Raw genomic sequence first — 22,717 nt, 5'->3', positions numbered from 1 at the left:
GTTCTCACAGGTGGAAATCACCCTGGTAAAGTTTGACATCCAGCGTCGTGACCATTTGCTGGTAGCGCAGCAGCACGCGTGAAAACAGCATGCTGATTAACATGGCAAGCGATCGGTATCCGCCGGGCAAGGTACGATAACCGAAACGCAAAGACTGAGCACGGTGAATGGCCTGCGCTTCGTCTAACAGGATAAAAATAAAACGCCAGGTGAGCAGGATTTGCTCAGTGAGCAGGCGCGGAACCCGTAAGCGTTGCAGCAGGATGATCAATTGCGGAAACGGCAGATTCAACACCAGCCAGTAAGTGGCGGCGAGCGCGGCAAGGCTGCGCCAGAACGTCTGGTTTGCGACCCCAATTCCTTGCGTATCAATGCCGATATGCAAGGTGCCAAGCGGCACGCTCCATAAAAGCGCCTGCGCATGATGTGAAGCGCTGAAAATAATCGTCACCACACCGAACAGCAAAAAGCCCAGAGGCACCGCGAGCCAACGCAAATATCGCACTGGCCCGACGCGCAGCAGCCAACAGGTGAAAATCGCAATCACCAGCAGTAAAACCGCCTGGCCGACCGGCGGGAGCGCAAACGCCAGCACCATCATCAGCAGATACAGCGCAAATTTACGCAACGGCGAGACGCGGCACCAGCGGCTTTGATAGCTGAGTTTATCAATCCCCAGCATGGTCTTCGCGGCGGCCCCGGTAATAACCCAGAATGTAGAAAATCACCGCCGTACCGATTGAACCTTGCAGAGTAAACAGCAGGCTTTCTATTTCGCTACTGGCCGGTTCATACAGCGGCTGGAACCACGGTTTGTAGTGCGGTGCGACGACTAAAATCTGGCCTTCAGCCTGGTCGTCAGAGCCACCGTATTCGCCGCCATGAGAGATAAAGAACGGCGCAATCATTAATCCCACCACCAGGGCGAGCAAAATCAGGGTCTTTTTCATGTTATTGGCTCCGGGCTGGAAGCAGTTGTCGTTTGGTCAACTGGTCGTAAATCATGACCGTGAGCAAACCTTCGGCAATGGCAATCGGGATTTGCGTCAGGCAGAAGATGCCCATGAATTTCGTTGAGGAACCGGTAATGCCAAAGTGCGGGTCGGGGAATGCTACACCAAGCTGAATGGAGGTCACAAAGTAGGTGGTTAAGTCAGCAATCATCGCGCACAAGAAGACGCTCACATCGCGACGGAACCCGGCTTTGCATGCCAGTTTCCACACCAGATAACCGACGACCGGGCCGATCACCGCCATCGACATACCGTTTGCGCCAAGCGTGGTCAGGCCACCGTGTGCCAACAGTAATGCCTGGAACAGCAGCACAATCGCGCCCAAAACCGCCACCACACCAGGGCCAAATAAAATCACCGCAAGGCCAACGCCTGTTGGGTGCGAGCAGCTTCCAGTGACCGAGGGGATTTTCAGCGCCGAGAGCACGAAAATAAACGCACCGCAGAGTGCCAGCAGCACCTTCTGGTTGCTGTCATGGGCCACAATCTGGCGCAAACGCACCAGCCCGACGTACAGACACGGCAGGAACAAAATCCACCAGGCCAGCGCCCACATGGGCGGCAAGAAACCTTCCATAATGTGCATGGCGTACGCTTCTTGCGGCACGATGAGCAATAGCATCCCCATGCCAAGGCCGCTTAGCGACAGTTTTTTAAGTAACGATTCCATGATGTTCCTTTGCATATTCATGTCGGATGACGCTTGCGCTTATCCGACCTACGGGTTCGGTGTTGTAGGGTGGATAAGCGTTAGCGTCATCCACCAGAATTTTCATCCACGCCACTGCTTATTCACCAAAATGGTCGAAAAATACGGCAGCTTTTGGTCGTCCGGCACCTCTTCCAGATCCCGCCAGCATTGCTCGCCCGGCAGTGTCGCTTCCGCCATTAACACCGCATGCTGGATGATTCCAAGGTGTTGCAGCAGCGCTTTGATTTGCGCAAAACGGCCATACACTTTCATCAGCACCACGCAGTCATGGGCGCGTAATGCTTCGCTCAACGCCTGATGTGATGCGGTGCAGGACATCACCGCCAATGACTGTTGTTCCATCGCTAATGGCAACTGCGCACGCGAAGCAATCGCGGCAAACGAGGTCACACCGGGGACGATTTCCAGCCATTCCGGGTTGCCTATGCGTGCCAGCAAAAACACCCAGGTGCTAAATAACATCGAATCACCAAGCGTGATAAACCCGACCTGCTTGCCCTGCTCCACTTCATGAACCAGGGCGGCGGCGGTTTCATCCCACACCACCGCTTTTTCATCGTTATCAGCACTCATCGGGAAGTGACAGGTGCGTATTTCGGTCGTTTCACTGAGGTATTCACGCACGATGGACAGCGCCAGGCTGTCGCCGCCTTTGCGCCCTGCCGGGGCATACAGCACATCGAGTTTTCCAATTATGCGCGCCGCACGAACGGTGATCAGGTCGCTGGCGCCAGGGCCAGTACCGAGGGCGTATAAACGGCCACTCATGCCGCCACCTCTTGTGTTTTTTCCAGCGCACGCTGCAAATGGTTGACGAACATCGCCCGAATTTGCGGGTTTTCTCCCAGACCTTGCAACCACGGCTGCGCTTCAATACCCGCTTCCTGCAACTGAGTCTTCCAGGAGTCTTCTTCGTCTGACGCCATGTCATTAATCGCGTGATCGCCTGCGACTAACATCAGCGGCATCAGGTGGACTTTGCGCACGTTTTCTTGCTGTAAACCGCGCACAATAAGATCGATTTCCGGGTAGCTTTCCACTGCACCCACGCGCGCGGGAATCTGGCGTGCCGCCATTAAATGATCGAGGCAGGCATAGGCAGAAAACGCATGGTGGCTGGCACCGTGGCCCATAAACACCACGCGTTCGTCCGCTGCAAGCGCAGGCATCTGACTTTGCAGCGCGTTAAGCAACAGGTCGTAATCGTTGAAATCACTTAGCAACGCCGTGCCTAACGCCAGGCGCTGGAACAAGTGACTGTGGGCCTGCACTTCGCGGGAGATTTTTTCGTACTCGTCGCCATTAATCACATGCAGAGATTGCACGGCGACGTCCTGATAACCCATTGCCGCGAGGCGCTGTAGCGCCTGAGCCGGTGAGTCAATTTCCAGGTTATCGCGGTTTTTCAACTTGCGAATAATCATGCCAGAGGTAAAAGCGCGGAAGCGGTCACGGTCGGCAAACGCGCGGCTAAGTTCCTCTTCACAGGCAACAATATTTTTGGCACAGGTGTCGTGGTAACTGGTGCCAAAACTGATCACTAACAGGGCTTTTTTCATTATTTTCTCTCTTGCAGCCAGCGCGTTACGCGGCGGCTCACATCTTCACGGCTTTCAAGTAATTCGGGGCCACTCACCAGCGGTTGCGGGCGCGTCACCACTACGCAAGGAATGCCTCGAACCAGCGCAGGATTGACCTTGTCGAGATAGCCACCTTCTGCCCCGGACTCTTTGGTTATCACCACATCTGGCGAGCAAAAGTCATAGGTGGCGGCGTTAAACTCGGCGCTAAACGGGCCGCGTAGCGCGATGATATTGTCCACTCCCAACCCCAGCGCCTCGCATTCGGCCATCACTTCGCTTGTGGGCAGCACGCGTGCCAGCAGCGTTTTACCCGGCAGACCTTGCTGATACGCGGCAAGTTCTTTGCTGCCGGTGGTCAGCAATACGCGTGGGCCAAATTTTTGCGCCACGGTGCAGGCGGCTTGCAGGTTCGCCACTTTGTGCAACAACGGATGCTCCAGATCATGAAGTTCGCTGCGGCGCTGGTACCGGCTGAGCGTTACACCAGCGATTTCGCAGGCCTGGGTAATGTTGCGACTAAGCAATTCCGCGTAGGGATGCGAGGCGTCAATCACCCAGCGCACCGCATGGCTTACCAGAAAATCGGCGATTTCAGCGCTGTCGATACGCCCGATGCGAATCTGCCCGCCGATCTTTCCTGCCAGGGCTTCCCCCACCGCCGTCGCCACCGAAAGCGTGTACAAAATGCGGTGTTCATCGAGGATCTGGCAGATAAACCGCGCATCGCTGGTGCCGCCGAAGACCAGAACCGCTCCAGAGGACATCGTGTCGGATGACACTTCGCTTATCCGACCTACGGGAGCGAGAAGTTCACTCACAGCTCGTAGCCTCGTGGGGTGATCATCAGACCATCGCGCACAAAGGTGGTTTTGTTGCCGACAATCACCAGGCTGGTCATATCCACCGGCTCAAAATCCATCTCACCAAAAGTGGTCAGCCATTTCTGTTCTTTCTTACGTCCCGCGGCTTTCACCACGCCCACTGGCGTATGCGGGTTGGTAAATTCGCGCATCAATTCGAATGCGCGTGCCAGATGGCCTTCGCGGCCACGACTGCGCGGGTTGTAGAAGCAAATAACAAAATCAGCCGAGGCCGCAGCGATGATGCGTTTTTCAATCACCGGCCATGGCGTCAGCAAATCGCTGAGGCTGATATGACAGAAATCATGCATCAGTGGCGCACCGAGCAGTGAAGCGGCGGCAATACTGGCAGTAATGCCCGCCACCAGCCGCACTTCGATATCGAGTTGTTGCGAAGTCACCAGCTCCAGCACCAGGCCTGCCATGCCGTAAATGCCCGCATCGCCGCTGCTAATGAGCGCCACTTTGTGCCCGGCCTGCGCCAGTTCGATGGCGGTCTGGCAGCGTTCAATCTCTTTGCACATGCCGGTTTTGATGACCTGTTTATCACCCGTTAACGGCTTGACCAGGTGGGTATAGGTTTTATAGCCGACGACAATTTCAGCCTCTTGCAGGGCGGCAATCGCCTCCTGCGTCATCATGGCTTCACTGCCAGGGCCAATACCGATTACCGTTAACATCTGTCTGAAACTCCTAAAGTTATGGTGACGCCCTGCTGTTTCAGGGTGCTACCCACCAGCTTGCCGTCGCTCATCAGCCACGCAGCCGGTTGTGAGACGCTGCCAACGCCAATGGTGTCGCGCACGAATTCCGATACCGGAAAGCGCTGTTCGTGTTCGCTCAGTTGGTCAACGCTAAAAATTTTGAAGGGAACCTGATGCTTTTCCGCCAGTGCCAGCAGCGCGGTTTCATCCTGTTTAAGGGTGACGCTGCCGATAGCGCTCAAGGCCAGTGGGTCAAAATGGTTGTCTGCCAGTTGCTGATTTAACAGTTCGCTGACGATTTGCAGCGGGGTATCACGGCGACAACCCATCCCCGCCACTACGCGCTTTGGCACCAGCTTAAACAGCGGAATATTAAGCTCTGCCAGTTCGGCGCGCAGCGTGACGCACACCAGCGCATCCAGCTCTGGCAGCGCATCAAGGCTATTGACCGGGATAAAACCGCGAGTGTCGTAAAGCGCGGCAGTCTTCGCAAAATCGGCATCCCACCACAGGCCAACGCGCTGCTTGCTCACCAGCATTTGATTAACGGTTTTCACCGCGAGGCGGAAATCTTTCATAGTGGCATCAAGATTTGCCGCCAGCGTATCGAGTGCCGCCAGTTGGTTAACATCGGTTGCGGTGGTGATCACCGGGTCGGCATCTAAAATGCCCGCGAGCTGGCGAGTGAGTTCGTTCGCCCCACCGAGATGGCCGGAAAGCAAGCTGATGACGTGCTCGCCGCGCTCGTCCATCACCACCACCGCCGGGTCGTGTAATTTGTCGTTTACCCATGGCGCAATCACGCGCACCACGATCCCCGTCGCGGCGATAAAAACCAGCGCGGAATATTGGCTAAATGCCTGTTCTACCGTTTGCGCAAAGCTTTCCCCAAACGGGATAAAACCCGGTTGCAGCAGTTTTTCACTGGTAAAACAGGTGAGCGGCAGCGCCGTTTGCAGGCGCTGAGCCAGCGCCACGCCGCCGGGCGTCAGGCAAAATAGGGCAATCGACTCAGGCTTTGCGGTATTCATGGCTGAATCCTGCGTCGTAGAGTTTTGAGTAGTGATACTCCTCGCCAAGAAACGCGCCGACCATAATCAGCGCGGTTTTGCGGATCCCCGCCTCGCGCACTTTGTCGGCGATGTCAGTCAGGGTGCCGCGTAATTCCTGGCAGTCCGGCCACGTGGCTTTGTAAACGACTGCGACTGGCGTATCGGCGGGATAACCGCCTTCAATCAGCCGTTCCGCCACGCGGTTAATGCGCTGCACTGAAAGGAAAATCGCCATAGAAGTCTGGTGACGGGCGAAAGATTCAAGCTGTTCGAGCGGCGGCATCGGCGTGCGGCCTTCGATGCGCGTGATAATCAGGCTTTGTGAGACTTCCGGGACCGTATATTCCACCCCCAGTTGCGCGGCAGCGCCTAAAAATGCGCTGACGCCCGGCACCGAAACGTAGCCGATCCCGAGCTTCGTGAGCATTTCGCCCTGTTCACGAATCGAGCCGTAAAGGGAGAGATCGCCCGTTTGCAGGCGCACCACAAGCTTCCCGGCTTTCACGCCGTTTTCCATCAGCGCGATAATTTGCTCAAGGTTGAGCGCGGCGCTGTCATGGCATTCGGTGCCCGCCTGGCAATAATCGAGCAGCTCAGGGTTGATCAGCGATCCGGCGTAGATAACCACTTGTGCCTGTTGCAGCACGCGGTAGCCTTTGAGGGTGATAAGCTCTTTATCGCCCGGCCCTGCCCCCACAAACCAGACTTTGCGGGTATCAAATAAATCAGTCATGGCGTTGTTCCTTCAGGCATGAAATCAGATAAGTGGGGTTGTTCGGTTTGAAATAGTGGCCGCTGCCAAGCGTTGACAGCGTGGAAACTTGCAGTTGCAGGCAGTCGAAATCACCAATCGCACACTGCTCAAGGTGAGTTAGCGCGCAGGTTAAATTTTCGAGCAGGATAAAGGTCATCACCAGCCGTCCGCCGGGGTGCAAATGCGCCAGCGACCAGTCGATAAGTTCGGTGAGTTGCCCTCCGCTGCCGCCGATGAACACCGCGTCAGCCATGACATCCAGCTCCACTGGCGCGTACGCGCTGATAATGTCCACGTTCGGGCAGGCAAAAATTTCGCGGTTTTCTGCCATTAAGGCCAGCGCGTCGGGGTTGCGTTCGATCGCCGTGACGCGTAATTGCGGGTAGCGAATTGCAGCCTCAAGCGAAACGCTGCCCGTTCCTGCGCCGATGTCGATAAAGTGTCGAGCATTCTGAAGCTGCAAACGATCCAGCGCCTGAGTGCGCACCACTTCTTTGGTCATCGGCACGCGTGCGCCGCGTAAAAACAGATCATCTTTCATTGAGAATAAGCACCACGTTCATCGCATAAGAGTGCGCCACATCAGCGGCTCGCAGGCGGTGGATTCGTTCATCTGCTGACGATAAGTTCTCGCCAATAATGAAAACAGGATTGAAGCCACGCTTCAGCATGGCCTGGGCGATGGCATAGGGATTGATGATTTGGTCAGTCACCATTGCCACTTTTTGGTGCGCCGCGACGGCATTAAAATCAGGCTCACGTCCGTGGCTGCTGGTTATCCATAAGTCATTCATATCTACCGCCGCTTTGGCGCACAGATATTGAATCGAGCTAATGCCGGGGATGATGTGCAGTTCTGCGGGTGAGAAATTCGCAGATAAAAGTTTGCCGATGCCATAAATCAGCGGGTCGCCCGAGGCCAATACCACCACTCGTTCAGTGATGCGCTCGCGCAACCAGTCGATTAAGCCGTCGAGGTCGCTATCCAACAGCCGCGTTTGCGCGTTGCCGTGCGCGAACAATGCCAGCTGGCGCGCGCCACCGACCAGAATTTGCGCGTCGTTAATAGCGGCTTGCGCCTGAAGCGTCAGCATGTGCGCAGCGCCTGGACCAATTCCAACGACGGTCAGCATCGTAGATCCTCCACTATTTCCACCAGCGGACGGTTGCTGCCCAACACCTGGTTATCAAACGAGAACATAATGGCGTCGCATTTTGGCGGCGATTGCGTAAAGCGCAGCATCTCTTCCACGCGCTCACAAATGCGAGATGCCAGGCGCTCAAACACGCCCTGCCAGCCCTGTTCGGTGATGATTTCCAGTGCGGCTTCGGTGGTGTCGCAATCGCTAACAGCCGTGAGCAATTCAAACGGTGCGCCCATCAACGCCAGGTGCGCGACCAGGGTTTCCATGCGCCCGTCGGCAATATGGCTATGGGTGTGGAAAATTCCGGCGGCGACTTTCACCAGTTTGCCGGGGTGACCGATCAACACGATGTGGCGATATTCCAGACGCACCGCTTCCTGAATCATGTAGCCGACGAAGTTGCTCATCGTCACCACGCATTCGCTATCGAGTTGTAGTTGCTCGCGCACGAAGCGTTCGCCGTGATTGCCCGGCACCAGGATGACTTTATCCAGCCCAGCGGCGCGTTTCATTTCCAGCTCCAGCGCCAGCGAGCGTTTCCAGCTCTCTTCGGACATCGGCATCACAATGCCGGTGGTGCCAATAATCGAAATGCCGCCCAAAATACCGAGCCGATGGTTGTAGGTTTTCTTTGCCCGCTCTTCACCTTCCGGGGCAAAGATTTCGATATCCGCGCCCCGTTCCGCGCCGATCACTTCACGTACCGCCGCTTCGATAGTTTGACGTGGCGTGCGATTAATCGCCGAGTCGCCAATAGGCAAACCGATACCTTTGCGCGTCACTTTGCCCACGCCGGTGCCGCCGCGCAGCGCGATAGCCCCGCTGTCATTAAGCTGCACACGGGCAAAAATCAGCATCCCGTGGGTGGCGTCAACGTCATCGCCACCGTCTTTGCGAATCGCGGCGGTTGCCTGCTGGCCTTCAATCATCGGCATTTCGACATTGAGATGCAGCGTGACACCAGAAGGTGTAATGATCGAAACCTGGTCGATAACGTGCTGGCGCAACACCATCAACGCCGCGACTTTTGCCGCCGCGGTAGCACACGATCCGGTGGTGTAACCTTTGCGATACGCCTTGCCTTTATGCCATACGCAATCGGATTGCTGCTCGCTCACGCCGACTCCCTCAGGCGGTAAAGCAATGCGTTAACAATGGCAGCGGCAACATTGCTGCCCCCTTTGCGTCCGCGCGCCGCAATGGCTGGCAGGCCGCTTTCAACTAGCGCTTCTTTAGATTCTTCAGCACCGACAAACCCGACCGGTACACCGATCACGGCAGCAGGTTTCGCCCCTTTTTCCAGCAGGCGAAACAGCGCAGTGGGGGCGTTACCGAAAACAAAAATCTTTTCACCTTCTTCCTGCAAGGCGACATCCACCGCCGCCATCGAACGGGTCACGCCCTGCTCTTTGGCAAGCGCCACGACGCGCGGGTCGCTGATATAGCAGCGATAACTGCAACCAAATTGCTCCAATACCGTTTTGTTGATTCCGGACAACGCCATCGTCGTGTCGGTGTACCACGTGCAACCGCGCTGCAAACTTTTGCTAAGTTGTTCAATGACATCAGGCGAGAACCACAGAATATCCAGCCACTCGAAATCGGCCGTGGTGTGAATAACGCGCTTGATCATCGCCTCCTGAATAGCGTCGTTGAAACGATAGTCCGGGTGCTCGGCGGCAATAATGTCGCTGATGATTTCAAAACTATGTTGTTCAATAAGCTGTGGTTGTTGCAGGTAATTCATCGTGAGTCCTTAAGCTATGCCCAGTGCGAGAGTGCGCAGTGCGGCAAACAGCAGCAAAGCGAGCAGAGAAGCCAGCATCATGAGTTGAATGGTGCGCGGAATGTCTTCAAGCGCGATGCCGCGTTGCTCATCGCCAATCCAGGGTTTCTCTACCCGTTCGCCAAAATAGGTGTTAGGGCCGCCGAGCCGGATGCCTAACGCGCCCGCGACCGTTGCCTCAGGCCATGCGCAATTCGGGCTGCTGTGCTGATAGCGATCGCGCCAGCCAATACGAAACGCCTGGCGATGATTCGCGCCTAAGCAAAAGGCCGCGATGGCGAGAAGCAGCCAGCTCAGGCGTGCGGGAATAAAGTTGGCGACATCGTCGAGTTTCGCGCTGACAAAACCGATGGCGCGGTATTTTTGCGTTTTGTAGCCGACCATCGAATCCAGGGTGTTGATCGCTTTGTAGGTCATGGCTAACGGTGCGCCGCCAATCATCAGGAAAAACAATGGCGCGATGACGCCATCGACGCTGTTTTCCGCCACGGTTTCCACTACCGCGCGGGTAATTTGCGGGCGTTCCAGTTGCGAGGTATCGCGCCCGACAATCCACGAGAGTTTTTCGCGACTCTGCTCAAGCGTTCCATTTTTCAGGGCGCGGTAGACCTCAAGCGCGGCATCGCTCAGGCAACGTGCAGCCAACACGGTGTAAATCATCCACACTTCAACCAGCCAGCCAAGCCACGGATGCACCAGATTTGCGAGATGCAATACCCCCCAACTCACGCCCCAGGTGGTGCCAACCACCAACAGCCACAACACGCCGCCCCCGATTTTCAGTGCGCGGTCGCTTTTGCAGAATCGGCGGATTAGGCGCTGTAAACCGTTAATCAGATTGCCCATCCAACGCACCGGATGCGGCCAGTTCTGCGGGTCGCCGAGCCAGTAATCCAGTAACCACGCAATAGCCCACGCCAGTATCGTCATTGAGAGCTCCTCGCCAGTTTCAACCAACGATTGAGCATTTCCGGGCGCTGGGCGAAATGCACATGCAGGTAGCTGGCGAAAGTGGCCTCGTGTTGGAAGCCGCCCTGCCAGCGGGAAATCGCCACACCATCGCGCCATTTGCAGCAGTCGAGAGCCGCCGGTAATGGGCCGCTGAAATCGGAGTAGTGAAATTCGTGTCCACGCAGGGTTTCGCCTTTGCTTGCCAGCAAGGTGTCTTGTCGCGCGGTGGCTTCGCAGTAGCCAAACCGGGTCAGGCGCTTGCCCATCTGACTGTGGCCTGGTAATACGCCGCACATGGCGTGAGTTTCACCCTCGCCGTCGGTCAACGATTCGCCCAGATACATCAACCCGCCGCATTCGGCATACAGTGGGATGCGGCGCTGATGGGCTTGTTTCAGGGATTCATGCATTTTGAAATTTGCGGCGAGCGTGGCGGCATGCACTTCGGGATAACCCCCACCCAGCCAGATCATCTGGCAATCGGGAACGGTAGCGTCATGAAGTGGGCTGAAGCGCTGAATTTTCACTCCGGCCTGCTCGAGCATGTCGAGGTTATCCGGGTAATAAAAGTTAAAGGCTTCGTCTTTGGCCAGCGCGAGGGTTAATCCATCGGCTAAAGCCGCATCCGGTAAGGTCGGCGCTTTGCCCTCTGGCATTGAGTGAAGGCGCGATAACGCCAGCAGATGGTCGATGTTAACGGTTTCTTCAAGCTGTTTTGCAAGCTGCTGCCAGCGTTCATCCTGAGGGTCATTTTCTTGTGCCGGAACCAGGCCAAGATGGCGTGATGGCAATGCCACATCCGCCATGACCGGCACTCGCCCCAGCACGGGCAGACCGCAGTAACGAGTAATCGCCTCGGCCAGCAACTGATAATGGCTATCGCTGTTGACGCGATTAAGGATGACGCCCGCGATGTTTAACGACGGGTCAAACCGCTGGAAGCCCATAACCGTGGCGGCGATAGAAGTGGAGACAGCTTTGCCATCCACCAGCAAAATGACCGGGCAGCCGAGCTGCTTTGCCATGGCGGCGCTGCTGCAATAGTTCGGGTCTGTGCCGTAGCCGTCATAAAGCCCCATCACGCCTTCGATAACCGCCACATCGGCCTGCTGCATTTGTTGGTTAAACAAACCATTGAGCGTGGGAGTCGGCAACATAAACGCGTCGAGATTGCGCGAGGTCACGCCTGACACCGCACTGTGCCAGCCGCTATCGAGATAATCGGGGCCGATTTTGAAAGGTTGGACGCGCAGATGACGCGCCATTAAGGCGCGGAGCAGCCCAAGCGTGACGGTGGTTTTGCCACAGCCGCTGCTGGTGCCTGCAATGACGAATGCGTGTTTCGCTGCCCCTGCCATAGTTGCCTTATTACTTTCGGCAAAAAGCGGATGTCAGCACGTGCGTGCAACCGGAAGCCGCACGCAACTGATGACAACTGACTTCCCACCGAAGGAGTTGTTTAAATTAAATGATTCGTCGGTCTTCTGGCTTAGCTTCATTCTCGCCCGCCCTTCCCAATCGTGAGATCAGTGGTTTCGCGGGTTCGTCGGCATCACAGCAGCGGGGGCTGCGGAGGAATTACACCTCCTTCCCAGCCATATTCACCCCAAATAAGAACGGGTAAAGACATGGCATAAACGAGTCAGTTGTATCGTGCATGACACTCAAATTATCATGCGCATGAATATATAAAAGCTCGAACAGTGTAAAAGCTAATAGATAGCGAGTGTTGCGCTATAACAATTTTTATTGATTTTTTAAGGCTTGTGGCGAAGAAAACAAAATGAGATCCACGATGAAAGAGAGTTGCCACCGTTATGGCTGAAGCGCGCTGCCCGGCGTCCTGCGGCGAATTAATTCAGGGTTGGATTGGCGGCAGCGAAAAGCTGGTTTCATGCCCTATCGACTGGTTTAGCACCGTTGAAGTCCGCGAAGGCGTGCAGTCTGGCGAAGAGCGGCCACGTATGCGCCAGATGCTGGAACAGGTGGTGGCGTATTTCGGCTATCCCGCAGCATTAGCAAATAGCCTGAGCACGGCTCTGGAGTCCACCATTCCAGTGGGTAAAGGTCTGGCGAGCAGCACCGCAGATATTGCCGCAACAGCAGTGGCAACCGCCCGGCATTTGGGTGAAACACTCAGCGAATCTACCCTTGCCGCTTTATGCGTAAACATTGAACCGACCGACAGCACGATTTTTGTCTTGCCGACGCTGTTTTCCCATCTGAATGCACAGACTCAGTTTAGCTGCCAGCCCGCGCCAGCAGTGGATATCCTGTTACTTGAAAGTGATACGACGATTCTGACTGAGGAATATCGTCGTCATCAGCGCGAATCTACATTAATCAGCAATGCCGCAGCGCTCGATGATGCGTGGCTTCGCTTGCAACAAAGTTGCGGGATGCAAGATCCCCGCTTGTTGGGAGAAGCTGCCACGCAAAGCGCGATCGCCAGCCAGGCGTTGCTGGCAAAGCCGATGTTTTCGCAGCTGTTGGCGCTGGTCGAAGCATTTGATTTATTCGGCGTGAACGTGGCGCACAGCGGAAGCGCTGTGGGGCTGATGCTGGATGTTCGCAAACATGATGCTGAGAAATTACGCTGGCAGATTAATCAGTTGGCTATTGATGTGCATTACCCGCGGCAACATCTGGTGAAGATGGTAGCAGGCGGCGTGCGTTGAATTGAGGCGAAAAAAAACCGCCATGAATGGCGGTTTCCAAAATCAACACTATTTACCCTAGATAATTCGAGTTGCATCAAGGCGGTAAGTGAACACAGCCAACGCAGAGGCAGCCCGAAGTATGACGGGTAAATTTTAATCGGCCTTGATTTCACCCATCACTTTCAATTTTTTGGAAATTTCACGACGCTCTTTAGACAGCTCAGCGTTTTTGATGATGTAGTCATCAACGCGGTCTTCGTAGTCGGTTTTCATGCTGGCGATGATGCCCTGAATAGCTTCGATGCTCATACCCGGCTTGATGTAATCGCTCAGGTTGTCCAGCAGCAGAACGCGTTTTGAGTTATCACGGATCTTTTTCTGCACGTCCTGGATTTCACGTTGCAGTTTGTTTTTACGACGGAACAGACGCACAAACTCAAGCACGTCCTGGAAAGATGGTTTGGTTGGTTCCATTTTTATACCCCTGCTAATTTCATACTTGGATTCGTTAAAACAACGATTCATTAAGTTAACGGTCATAAGCTTACCTTAAAGGTAGCGACGGCCGCTGACAATGTCATTCTTCAAGCTGCATGGTGATTAGCTGCAACCCGAACATACAGGCGATGGGTCTCTTTCGCTATCTTAACCTCAAATAGTGCTGAATCGAAACCAGCAATTCATATCAGACTAAGCAATTATTTGCGTAACGCGCGGCAGATCAACTGTGAGAGCAATTCCAGTTGACGGGCAAGCTCAAGGCTCAACCAGACGTAGCCATGAATTGGGGTTTCCTGAAGTTTCCCGTTCGGCCCCTCTTGCATCAACTGGCGCAACTCACTGACGATTTCGGTTAGTTTTTCGTTATTGGCAGAAATCGGCGACGGGTTTCCGTCATGCAATGCCAGGGCAATTGCCGCGAGTGTGCGTTGCGTCATCTGCTGAGTGTCACGCAGTGTGAGTGCATTGATCATCAGGAAGTGGCTTTCACGCGACGCCCAGTAAGCGTTAATTTGCAGCTCGAGCGTGCACACCATGTTACGGCTGACGGTTTGAATCGCTTCAAAGATGGTTTTTTGAATGTGGGTTTCTTTGCTGCTCGGGCCAATCAAAGCACGCATTCTGACCACATCACTTAATACCTGGCGCAAATGCTTTTCCAGGTGTGGGCGTTCCACCAGGTTCGGAGAAAAACCGGCGTTGTAGACCCGACCAAAGGCCGTGACGAAATTCGCCATTTGAATACGCCAGTGGATAAACGCGCGCTGCGGGTAAATGCTGGTGAAGAGCATCGCCAGTAATGAACCGAAGATAACGTCACCGCTACGCCACATCGCGATTTCCATGTCGCCTGCGGGCGCTCCCACCACCACGGCAAGTGTGATACCAATCAGCAAAGCCTGATAGGGCCTTTTACCCAGGGCCAGATAGCCGCAGATAAACATCGCCAGCGCACACCACACCAACATCAAAGGCAGCGAAAACAGCTCTAGTCTGAGCGCAACCAGGCCCATAGTTGCACCACAAATGGTGCCACCAATACGCTCAAATGCACGCGGGACAACGTTTCCCCAAAAGGAAATGGGCCCCATCACCACCACGAGGGTGATTAATGGCCATGTCCCTTCTGGCACTTTCAGAAGATGGACAATAAGAAAGGTGAGCACAAATGCCAGCGCGATACGGATACCGTGCACAACTCGGTAGTGGCGATAAACGCGGAGCTCAAACGGGCTTAATGATTTGTCGGGGCGCACACCCGGGTCTCCTGAAAAACAAAAACGGGATTGTACCTGTTTTTTTTGAGGGGGCATCACAAAGTTAGGGGGCTTGCGCCCCCTTTAGCATCAGACTTGATCTGCCACGGGAATTTACCCGTTAGCATTTAAGTTGCAGGTAGGCGGCCAGAGAACTTATCCCGATGAGCTTACTCAAGTAAGTGATTCGGGTAAGTGAGTGCAGCCTACACCCCTGCAATTTAAAGGATGACAGGTATATACATATCTATTTCCCAGACCCCGCTTTCTGAACCATCGTTAAGATAGTGTTCAAAGCAGGCTTTCGGTGCCATTTGATAGCGGTTGTCAGCCAACAGGCTGTCGAAGAACAGGTTCCACGGCTTGGCAAAATCACCGTCATCGACACGGGCGCGCGCCACCGCATACTGCCCGGCTTCTATTTTGGTGGTGATAACGCCTTCACTGTTTTCAGGCACGGTGAAGTTTTCAGCCACCGATACTACGGTATCGCAGCGCAGCTTTTCCGCAGGCACGACGTCTGGGTTATCGTAATAAACCGCCAGCCACTCTTCACCGACAATTTTGTGTGTTTTCACCCACAGTGAAAGCTGTTCAAACCCTTGATGAACCGTTTTTTCCCACGGCCCTACCATATGAAAACCCGCTACTTTCCGCTCATGCACTTGTTGTACGTTAAATTCCATATGACCTCCTGACTCGTTTAAAAACACTGTATATTTATACACCGATAAATTGCAGGAAAACAATCCTTTGTCAGGGTGATGTGGTTACTTTGCGAGCACGATCGCTTTTCGCGAATCTTTCGCCTGTAGATCTTAGTACAGGCAAAAAAAAGGGCCGGCATAACTGCCGACCCCGGTTGCATCCTTCAATTAATTTACAGTTTGTGGCTCAGATAATCGCTGAAGCGTGACCATGCACTGCCCTTTTTGACATCAGCCAGCGTCACCAGCGGCCAGTGCGCAATCAGTTTATCGCGGTCAAACAGTTCAATTTCACCAACACGCTGGTTAGCGGCGATAGGGGCTTCAAGCTCAGGCTTATCGAGGACATATTTAGCTTTAATATTAGGCACTTCAGATTTTGGCAGCGCCAGATAGACATCCTGATTGGTTCCGACTTCGACTTTCTTTTGATCACCGTACCAGATTGTCTCGGTGCCAATTTTCTTACCTTTATGCAGAACCTGAACGGTATCGAAATTATCCTGACCCCAGTGCAGTAATTTGCGCGCCTGATCTTCACGCCCTTTCGGGCTTTCAGCCCCCATCACCACAGCAATTAAACGGCGCTCGCCATCAACACTCGACGCAATAAGATTGAACCCGGCACTCGCGGTGTGACCGGTTTTCAGGCCATCGACGTTCAAGCCTTTGTCCCACAACAGGCCATTACGGTTCTGTTGTGTGATGCCATTCCAGGTCAGGCTGCGCTCGCTATACATATGATAAAAATCAGGTTCGCCATGAATAATGGCGCGGGATAGCACGGCGAGATCGTAAGCGGAACTGTGCTGGCCCGGTGCATCCAGGCCGTGTACCGTTTCAAAATGGGTATCGCGCAGGCGTAATTGCTGCACGTATTTATTCATCATCGCCACAAATTGCGGCTGCCCGCCAGCAACGTAATCGGCTAGCGCGACACAAGCATCGTTCCCGGAGTCGATAATCAGCCCGCGACTCAGGTCATGAACGGTGAGTCTGTCGCCTTGTTTCAAAAACATCAGCGATGAACCGTCGAAAACCGGATTGCCTTTTGCCCAGGCATCTCTGCCCACTGTCACGATATCGTCAGCCTTGATGCGCCCGCTATCAATAGCGCGGTCCACCACATAGCCCGTCATCAATTTCGTCAGACTTGCCGGGTTGCGTCGCACATGTTCATTTTCCGCAGCCAGAATTTGCCCGGTGGTGTAATCCATCAGCACCCAGGAACCCGCCTGAATTTGTGGAGGGGATGGCGGGTTAACAAAGATATCGTCGGCAAAAGCGGAGTGAGCAGATAATGACAGCAGAGAACAAACAGCAAACAGACGGATCTTCAACGATATACCCTCGGTAACAATAAATTCAGCCGCTTCTTTTACTGGAGTTTGCGATAATTTTCGCAATTAAATTGCAAAAATATATGAATAGATAGCATTGCGTACTCATCTTGAATATCTTCCGCAGTGGTGCAGGAGGCCTGTTAATGGTTTACCATGCACTGATGCAGTGACTGACCAACAAGTTTGAAACATGGAGCGAGTTTTAGTGGGATTTCAGTTTAATAACAATATGTTAAACAACACTCAAGGGCGGGAGTAAACCGTGGATAATACAACGCAACAACCGACCTTTCTCTTCCATGATTATGAGACTTTCGGCAAAAGTCCTTCGCTTGACCGCCCCGCGCAATTTGCAGCGATTCGGACAGATTCCGAGTTCAATGTCATTGGCGAACCAGAAGTATTTTACTGCAAACCCGCTGATGACTATCTGCCTCAACCCGAAGCGGTGATGATTACCGGGATTACACCGCAGCACGCGCTGGCTCAGGGAGTCAACGAAGCCGATTTTGCCAAACGCATCCACAGTATTTTTACGCAGCCCAAGACCTGTGTGGTGGGCTACAACAATGTGCGCTTTGATGATGAAGTGACGCGTAATATTTTCTATCGTAATTTTTACGACCCGTATGGCTGGAGCTGGCAGAACGATAACTCGCGCTGGGATCTGCTTGATGTGATGCGCGCCTGTTATGCGTTGCGTCCTGAAGGGATTGTCTGGCCGGAAAACGACGATGGGCTGCCGAGTTTTCGTCTGGAGCATTTAACCAAAGCCAACGGAATTGAACATGCCAACGCGCACGATGCGATGTCCGATGTGTACGCCACTATCGCCATGGCGCAATTGGTTAAAACACGCCAGCCGCGTCTGTTCGAGTATCTCTATACTTACCGCTCCAAACACAAGCTCACCACGCTGATTGATATTCCGCAGATGAAACCGCTGGTGCATGTTTCGGGAATGTTCGGTGCGTGGCGCGGCAATACCAGTTGGATTGCGCCGCTGGCCTGGCATCCGGATAACCGTAATGCGGTGATTATGGTGGATTTGGCTGGAGATATTTCTCCGCTGCTCGAACTGGATGCCGATGCATTGCGTGAACGTTTGTATACGCCGAAAGCCGCGCTGGGTGATGCTGCGGCGGTGCCAATCAAACTGGTACATCTGAATAAATGCCCGGTGCTGGCGGTGGCGAATACCCTGCGCCCGGAAGATGCCGAGCGGTTAGGCATCGACCGTAAACGTTGCCTGGAAAACCTGAAATTACTGCGCGAACACCCCGCCGCGCGTGAAAAAGCGGTAGCTATTTTTGCTGAGGCCGAGCCTTTTGTGCCGTCAGATAATGTCGATGCTCAATTGTACAATGGCTTCTTCAGCGATGCCGATCGCGCGGCGATGCGCATTGTGCTGGAGACAGAGCCGCAAAATCTACCGGCGCTGGATATTACCTTTGCCGATAAACGCATTGAGAAATTGCTGTTTAACTATCGCGCCAGAAATTTCCCCGGCACGCTGGATGAAACAGAACAACAGCGCTGGTTAGAACATCGCCGTGAAGTGTTGTCTCAGGAAGCGCTGCAAGCCTATGCGCAAGAACTGGAAGCGCTGTACAACCTGCATGAAAGCGATAAAGAAAAGACGGCGTTGCTGAAAGCGTTGTTTGAGTATGCGCAGTTTTTGGTGGGATAACAAAAAGCAAAAAGGCCGCTTTCGCGGCCTTTTTTGTCTTCAGCTTTTACGCTAAGTCTTCGTTGAATTGCGGAACCGGGTTACGGAAGCGACGTGTCACGAAGGCCAGATAGGTCAGGCCGATAGCCGCCCAAATCAGCCCCAGAATCATCGAGCTTTCTTCCAGGTTAATCCACAATGCACCCACTGTCAGCGCGCCACAGATTGGCAGCACCAGATAGTTGATGTGATCTTTGATGGACTTGTTACGGCCTTCGCGGATCCAGAACTGGGAAATGACTGACAGGTTCACGAAGGTAAACGCCACCAGCGCACCGAAGTTAATCAGCGCCGTTGCTGTAACCAGGTCAAATTTCACCGCGAACAGAGCAATGATTCCCACCAGCACAACGTTCAACGCCGGGGTACGCCATTTCGGATGAATGTAACCGAAGAAACGCTCCGGGAACACGCCGTCACGACCCATCACATACATCAGGCGAGAAACGCCTGCATGTGCCGCCATACCAGAAGCCAGAACCGTCACACAGGAGAAAATCAGGATGCCGAACTGGAAGGCTTTGCCTGCCACGAAGAGCATGATTTCTGGCTGTGATGCGTCCGGGTCATGGAAGCGAGAGATGTCCGGGAAGTACAGTTGCAGGAAGTAAGACACCACCACGAAGATCACGCCGCCAATCAGGGCAGTCAGGAAAATCGCTTTCGGGATGACTCGGCCTGCATCTTTCGTTTCTTCGGACAACGAGCTAATGCCGTCAAAGCCGAGGAACGAGAAGCACAGTATCGTCGCACCGGTGATCATCGGCACCACGTTTGCGTGTTCAGACCAGAATGGACGCGTGCTGGTTAACGTGCCGGCACCTTCGCCATTGGCTACGCCATAAATCACCAGACCCGTTATTACCACCATCACAACCATTTGCAGCACAACGATGAGGCTATTGAAGTTAGCCACGGTTTTGATGCCACGCAGGTTAGAGATAGTCATAAAGCCCACCAGCAGCACGACGAATATCCACGATGGGATCGACGGCACCAGGGCTTCAAAATAGATTTTTGCCAGCAGGATGTTGATCATCGGCATGAAGAGATAATCAAGCAGCGCCGACCAGCCCACCATAAAGCCGACCACCGGGTGGATAGCTTTTTGAGCGTAGGTATAGGCGGAACCCGCTGATGGGAAGCGGCGTACTAGCTTTCCATAACTTAACGCGGTAAACAAAATTGCCACAAGGGCAAACGCGTAAGCCGTAGCGACATGTCCGTCGGTAAGGCCAGATACAATCCCAAATGTATCGAACAAGGTCATAGGCTGCATATAAGCAAGGCCCATCATAACAACCGGAATGAGCGTCAGGCTCTTACGGAGTTCAACACGAGATTTTGCACCTGCGGTGACGTTAAGCGACATGGTCATTCCCCCAAACGGCGAATACCTGCGCAAAAGCAAAAAGCTGCCCCATCTGAATTTCCTCGGCGACACGACTGTCGTTTTTTAAAAGCTAGTATCTATCCGGTACGAAGCCCGGCCTCTTGGTTTTTTTGGCGGATGCCTGTTTGACTGCTAGAACTTAATGCAAAAAAATAACCGACGCGTTTAACGTCGGTTTTTTGTTCTCATTTAGTGAGGCGCGTATTTTGCACTAATTCGAGGCATGATGACAAGATGTTGAGACCTTCATTAACAATTTCTTTTTCAGCAGTTAACGGAACGAGAAAACGAATCACATTGGCTCTTACTCCGCAAGAAAGCAGCACCAGTCCTTTTTTACCGGCTTCTCTGACAAGTTCTTGTGTTAACTCTTTATTTGGACGATGGCTGTCACGCTCTTCCACCAGTTCCATGGCAATCATTGCGCCATAACCACGGACATCGCCAATACAGTCAAATTGCTCGGCCATTTCGTGCAAACGACGGGTGATTTGCTCACCAATTTCTTGCGCGCGGGCATTGAGATTTTCCTTCTCAATAATATCAGTGACCGCCAGTGCGGCAGCAATCGCCACGGGTGAGCCCGCATAAGTACCGCCAAGCCCGCCCGGCATGGCTTTATCAAACAACGATTTCTTACCGACCAGCGCCGAAAGTGGGAAACCGCCCGCCAGGCTTTTCGCCATCGTGACGAGATCGGGTTCCACTTCACTGTGTTCAATCGCGAAGGTTTTACCGGTACGGCAAAAACCGCTCTGGATTTCGTCAGCAATCAATACGATGCCGTGTTTATCGCACAGCGCACGCAGTTGTTTCATAAAGGAAGGCGATGCGGCGTAGAAGCCACCTTCCCCTTGTACCGGTTCAATAATAATGGCGGCGACTTCATCAGGTGACACGTCTGCGGCAAAAATACCCGCCAGCGAGGCCAGCGCCTGAGTGTCGCTCACGCCAAGATATGCCGCTGGATAAGGCGCGTGATAAATACCTGCCGGGAACGGGCCGTAACCTTTTTTATACGGCTGTACTTTGCCCGTTAACGCCATTCCCAGAAGAGTTCGGCCATGGAACGCACCACGAAACGCGATAATAGCCGAGCGCCCGGTGGCTATTCGCGCCACTTTAATGGCATTTTCAACGGCTTCTGCGCCAGTGGTGAGAAACAGGGTCTGGCACGGTTCGCTTATCGGCACCAGTTTATTCAGCCGTTCGGCAAGCTCGATATAATTGCCGTAAGGCGTGACCTGGAAACAAGGATGGGTAAATTTTTCAAGCTGTTGACGTACTGCGTCAATCACTGCCGGATGGTTATGCCCGGTATTGAGCACCGCAATACCAGAAGCAAAATCAATATAGCGTTTGCCTTCAACATCCCAAATTTCGGCATTTTTCGCTTTTTCGATGTATACCGGCAACGCATTGCCGACTCCCTGAGGAACCGCCTGCTCACGCCGTGACTGCCATTGCTGATTGGTTTGCTTCATACAGACTCCTTGCGCACAAAAAAACTCTGCAAAACAACGCAGAGAAGAAAAATAAACGCGAAGACACTTTCAGAAGAAATAACGATCCACTATTAACCATAGATGTGACGACAGCGCCCTGCCACTCACCCATTTGTATTATTTTCCGTGGTGCCGTAGACCACTGCAATCTCCGGACTGCTGACTATCTGCTCGCGCCACCATTCGCTGGCAAGCCCGGCGGTCTGCTCGTTCCAGCCAATCCATACCGGAACAAACGGCACATGAGAAACCACCCGTTTTTCTACCAAAACGCCACTTTCAATAAAGCGTTGCGCCATGTAACGCGGAACATAACCGCAGCCGATGCCGCTGATTTGCAGCTCGAGTTTAGTTTTGAAATCAAAAACGGTGATCGCGTCCTGATCTTCGAGCAAATGCATCGAACGTGACGGTTCAAGACGGGAAGTGTCACCGACGATCACCGCACGACTGCGTTTCACCACACGGCGCGTTAAAGGCTCTTCAATCTCAGCCAGGGGATGATGTGGCGCGACGACAAACACACTTTCGAGTTGCCCAAGCAAGGTAAAACCAAAACCGCTCAGTGACGGCGGGTCACTCATTGCGCCAACGATAATATCTGCCCGCCCTTCGGTGAGCGCTTCCCAAGAACCGCCGAGCACACCATTGATAAATTTCAGGCGCGTCACGCTGTAGCTTTTGTAGAACGCCTCAATCAGCGGGGTCAGCAGTGAGAATGGAAAAGAGTCATCTACACCAATCACCAGTTCGTTTTCCCAGCCCTGATGCAGTTTGATAGCCTGCTGTTCGAGTTCACGTACGGAATGCAGCACTTCGCGGCCTTTTTCCAGCAGAAGCTGACCTGTTCGCGTAAAACGTGCACGGTGCCCTGAACGGTCGAGGATTTGAATGTTGAGATCGTTTTCGAGTTTTTGAACGGTGTAACTGAGCGCGGAAGGCGTTTTGAAGAGCTTTGTTGCCGCCGCAGCAAAGCTCCCTTCTTTATCGAGGGTATCGAGAATTATCAATACATCCAGCAGTGGTTTCATACTCGTTCCCTTCGGTCACGAGCAATGCCCCA

25 protein-coding genes and 1 riboswitch are annotated in these 22,717 nt (G+C 53.6%); of the genes, 2 read left to right on the top strand and 23 right to left on the bottom strand.

What is annotated here, in order from left to right; translation table 11 throughout:
* Positions 1–4: 4 nt before the first annotated feature.
* The 15 genes from M2371_RS02595 to M2371_RS02525 form a co-directional block, all read right to left on the bottom strand.
* On the bottom strand, positions 5–682 hold the full coding sequence (locus M2371_RS02595) for an energy-coupling factor ABC transporter transmembrane protein (protein WP_259266815.1): 678 nt from the start codon (positions 680–682) through the stop codon (positions 5–7).
* Positions 669–950 carry an energy-coupling factor ABC transporter substrate-binding protein gene (locus M2371_RS02590; RefSeq protein WP_259266814.1) on the bottom strand — a complete coding sequence of 94 codons (282 nt, stop codon included), beginning with the start codon at positions 948–950 and terminating at the stop codon, positions 669–671. The genes M2371_RS02595 and M2371_RS02590 overlap by 14 nt, the downstream gene beginning before the upstream one ends.
* 1 nt (position 951) lies before the next feature.
* Positions 952–1,683, bottom strand: coding sequence for a cobalt ECF transporter S component CbiM (gene cbiM / locus M2371_RS02585; RefSeq protein ID WP_259266813.1), 732 nt, complete (start codon positions 1,681–1,683; stop codon positions 952–954).
* Between the two features lie 102 nt (positions 1,684–1,785).
* Positions 1,786–2,493, bottom strand: coding sequence for a cobalt-factor II C(20)-methyltransferase (locus M2371_RS02580; protein WP_259266812.1), 708 nt, complete (start codon positions 2,491–2,493; stop codon positions 1,786–1,788).
* Positions 2,490–3,284: a sirohydrochlorin cobaltochelatase gene (locus tag M2371_RS02575; RefSeq protein WP_259266811.1), complete on the bottom strand. Its 795-nt coding sequence runs from the start codon at positions 3,282–3,284 to the stop codon at positions 2,490–2,492. Before M2371_RS02575 ends, M2371_RS02580 begins: the two co-directional genes overlap by 4 nt.
* Positions 3,284–4,072: a cobalt-precorrin-6A reductase gene (locus M2371_RS02570; protein WP_259267255.1), complete on the bottom strand. Its 789-nt coding sequence runs from the start codon at positions 4,070–4,072 to the stop codon at positions 3,284–3,286. The genes M2371_RS02575 and M2371_RS02570 overlap by 1 nt, the downstream gene beginning before the upstream one ends.
* A 50-nt stretch (positions 4,073–4,122) precedes the next feature.
* Positions 4,123–4,848, bottom strand: a complete 726-nt coding sequence (locus M2371_RS02565) for a precorrin-3B C(17)-methyltransferase (protein WP_259266810.1) — start codon at positions 4,846–4,848, stop codon at positions 4,123–4,125.
* Entirely contained in the window at positions 4,842–5,903 is a 1,062-nt protein-coding gene (gene cbiG, locus M2371_RS02560) for a cobalt-precorrin 5A hydrolase (RefSeq protein ID WP_259266809.1), read from the bottom strand. Before cbiG ends, M2371_RS02565 begins: the two co-directional genes overlap by 7 nt.
* Entirely contained in the window at positions 5,884–6,657 is a 774-nt protein-coding gene (locus tag M2371_RS02555; protein WP_259266808.1) for a cobalt-precorrin-4 methyltransferase, read from the bottom strand. Before M2371_RS02555 ends, cbiG begins: the two co-directional genes overlap by 20 nt.
* Positions 6,650–7,219 carry a decarboxylating cobalt-precorrin-6B (C(15))-methyltransferase gene (locus M2371_RS02550; protein WP_259266807.1) on the bottom strand — a complete coding sequence of 190 codons (570 nt, stop codon included), beginning with the start codon at positions 7,217–7,219 and terminating at the stop codon, positions 6,650–6,652. Before M2371_RS02550 ends, M2371_RS02555 begins: the two co-directional genes overlap by 8 nt.
* Positions 7,209–7,811, bottom strand: coding sequence for a cobalt-precorrin-7 (C(5))-methyltransferase (locus M2371_RS02545; protein WP_259266806.1), 603 nt, complete (start codon positions 7,809–7,811; stop codon positions 7,209–7,211). The genes M2371_RS02550 and M2371_RS02545 overlap by 11 nt, the downstream gene beginning before the upstream one ends.
* Complete coding sequence (gene cbiD / locus M2371_RS02540; protein WP_259266805.1) at positions 7,805–8,941, bottom strand: cobalt-precorrin-5B (C(1))-methyltransferase CbiD; 1,137 nt, start codon at positions 8,939–8,941, stop codon at positions 7,805–7,807. The genes M2371_RS02545 and cbiD overlap by 7 nt, the downstream gene beginning before the upstream one ends.
* A complete protein-coding gene (locus M2371_RS02535; RefSeq protein ID WP_259266804.1) occupies positions 8,938–9,570 on the bottom strand; it encodes a cobalt-precorrin-8 methylmutase in 633 nt (210 codons plus the stop codon). The genes cbiD and M2371_RS02535 overlap by 4 nt, the downstream gene beginning before the upstream one ends.
* Positions 9,571–9,579: 9 nt before the next feature.
* On the bottom strand, positions 9,580–10,539 hold the full coding sequence (gene cbiB / locus M2371_RS02530) for an adenosylcobinamide-phosphate synthase CbiB (protein ID WP_259266803.1): 960 nt from the start codon (positions 10,537–10,539) through the stop codon (positions 9,580–9,582).
* Positions 10,536–11,918 carry a cobyrinate a,c-diamide synthase gene (locus M2371_RS02525; protein WP_259266802.1) on the bottom strand — a complete coding sequence of 461 codons (1,383 nt, stop codon included), beginning with the start codon at positions 11,916–11,918 and terminating at the stop codon, positions 10,536–10,538. The genes cbiB and M2371_RS02525 overlap by 4 nt, the downstream gene beginning before the upstream one ends.
* A 98-nt stretch (positions 11,919–12,016) precedes the next feature.
* Positions 12,017–12,197, bottom strand: a riboswitch (cobalamin riboswitch).
* Between the two features lie 180 nt (positions 12,198–12,377).
* Between M2371_RS02525 and M2371_RS02520 the strand changes: the two genes are divergently transcribed.
* Positions 12,378–13,238 (top strand): GHMP kinase, encoded by an 861-nt coding sequence (locus M2371_RS02520; protein WP_259266801.1) that lies wholly within the window; start codon positions 12,378–12,380, stop codon positions 13,236–13,238.
* Positions 13,239–13,373: 135 nt separating this feature from the next.
* Here the strand turns inward: M2371_RS02520 and M2371_RS02515 are convergent, their stop codons facing one another.
* From M2371_RS02515 to dacD, 4 genes are all read right to left on the bottom strand, one after another.
* Positions 13,374–13,694, bottom strand: a complete 321-nt coding sequence (locus M2371_RS02515) for a DUF496 family protein (RefSeq protein WP_034496514.1) — start codon at positions 13,692–13,694, stop codon at positions 13,374–13,376.
* A gap of 224 nt (positions 13,695–13,918) precedes the next feature.
* Entirely contained in the window at positions 13,919–14,977 is a 1,059-nt protein-coding gene (locus tag M2371_RS02510; RefSeq protein WP_259266800.1) for an FUSC family protein, read from the bottom strand.
* Between the two features lie 221 nt (positions 14,978–15,198).
* On the bottom strand, positions 15,199–15,663 hold the full coding sequence (gene sbmC, locus M2371_RS02505; RefSeq protein WP_172893744.1) for a DNA gyrase inhibitor SbmC: 465 nt from the start codon (positions 15,661–15,663) through the stop codon (positions 15,199–15,201).
* Between the two features lie 194 nt (positions 15,664–15,857).
* Complete coding sequence (dacD, locus tag M2371_RS02500; protein WP_034496517.1) at positions 15,858–17,024, bottom strand: serine-type D-Ala-D-Ala carboxypeptidase DacD; 1,167 nt, start codon at positions 17,022–17,024, stop codon at positions 15,858–15,860.
* 265 nt (positions 17,025–17,289) lie between these two features.
* Here dacD and sbcB point away from each other — a divergent pair, with 265 nt between their 5' ends.
* Positions 17,290–18,717, top strand: coding sequence for an exodeoxyribonuclease I (sbcB, locus tag M2371_RS02495; RefSeq protein ID WP_259266799.1), 1,428 nt, complete (start codon positions 17,290–17,292; stop codon positions 18,715–18,717).
* A gap of 46 nt (positions 18,718–18,763) precedes the next feature.
* Here the strand turns inward: sbcB and M2371_RS02490 are convergent, their stop codons facing one another.
* From M2371_RS02490 to M2371_RS02480, 4 genes are all read right to left on the bottom strand, one after another.
* Positions 18,764–20,128, bottom strand: a complete 1,365-nt coding sequence (locus M2371_RS02490; protein WP_034496566.1) for an APC family permease — start codon at positions 20,126–20,128, stop codon at positions 18,764–18,766.
* Complete coding sequence (gene yoeI / locus M2371_RS21610; protein ID WP_115631794.1) at positions 20,118–20,180, bottom strand: membrane protein YoeI; 63 nt, start codon at positions 20,178–20,180, stop codon at positions 20,118–20,120. Before yoeI ends, M2371_RS02490 begins: the two co-directional genes overlap by 11 nt.
* A gap of 154 nt (positions 20,181–20,334) precedes the next feature.
* Positions 20,335–21,633, bottom strand: coding sequence for a 4-aminobutyrate--2-oxoglutarate transaminase (gene gabT, locus M2371_RS02485; protein ID WP_259266798.1), 1,299 nt, complete (start codon positions 21,631–21,633; stop codon positions 20,335–20,337).
* A 125-nt stretch (positions 21,634–21,758) separates the two neighbouring features.
* A complete protein-coding gene (locus tag M2371_RS02480) occupies positions 21,759–22,685 on the bottom strand; it encodes a LysR substrate-binding domain-containing protein (RefSeq protein ID WP_034496523.1) in 927 nt (308 codons plus the stop codon).
* Between the last annotated feature and the right edge of the window lie 32 nt (positions 22,686–22,717).

Origin of the sequence: Buttiauxella sp. BIGb0471 (assembly GCF_024807715.1) — a bacterium.
Classification (GTDB): Bacteria; Pseudomonadota; Gammaproteobacteria; order Enterobacterales; family Enterobacteriaceae; genus Buttiauxella; species Buttiauxella agrestis.
Note: the sequence above shows the minus strand (reverse complement) of the source record. Positions and strands in the feature narration are given on the sequence as shown.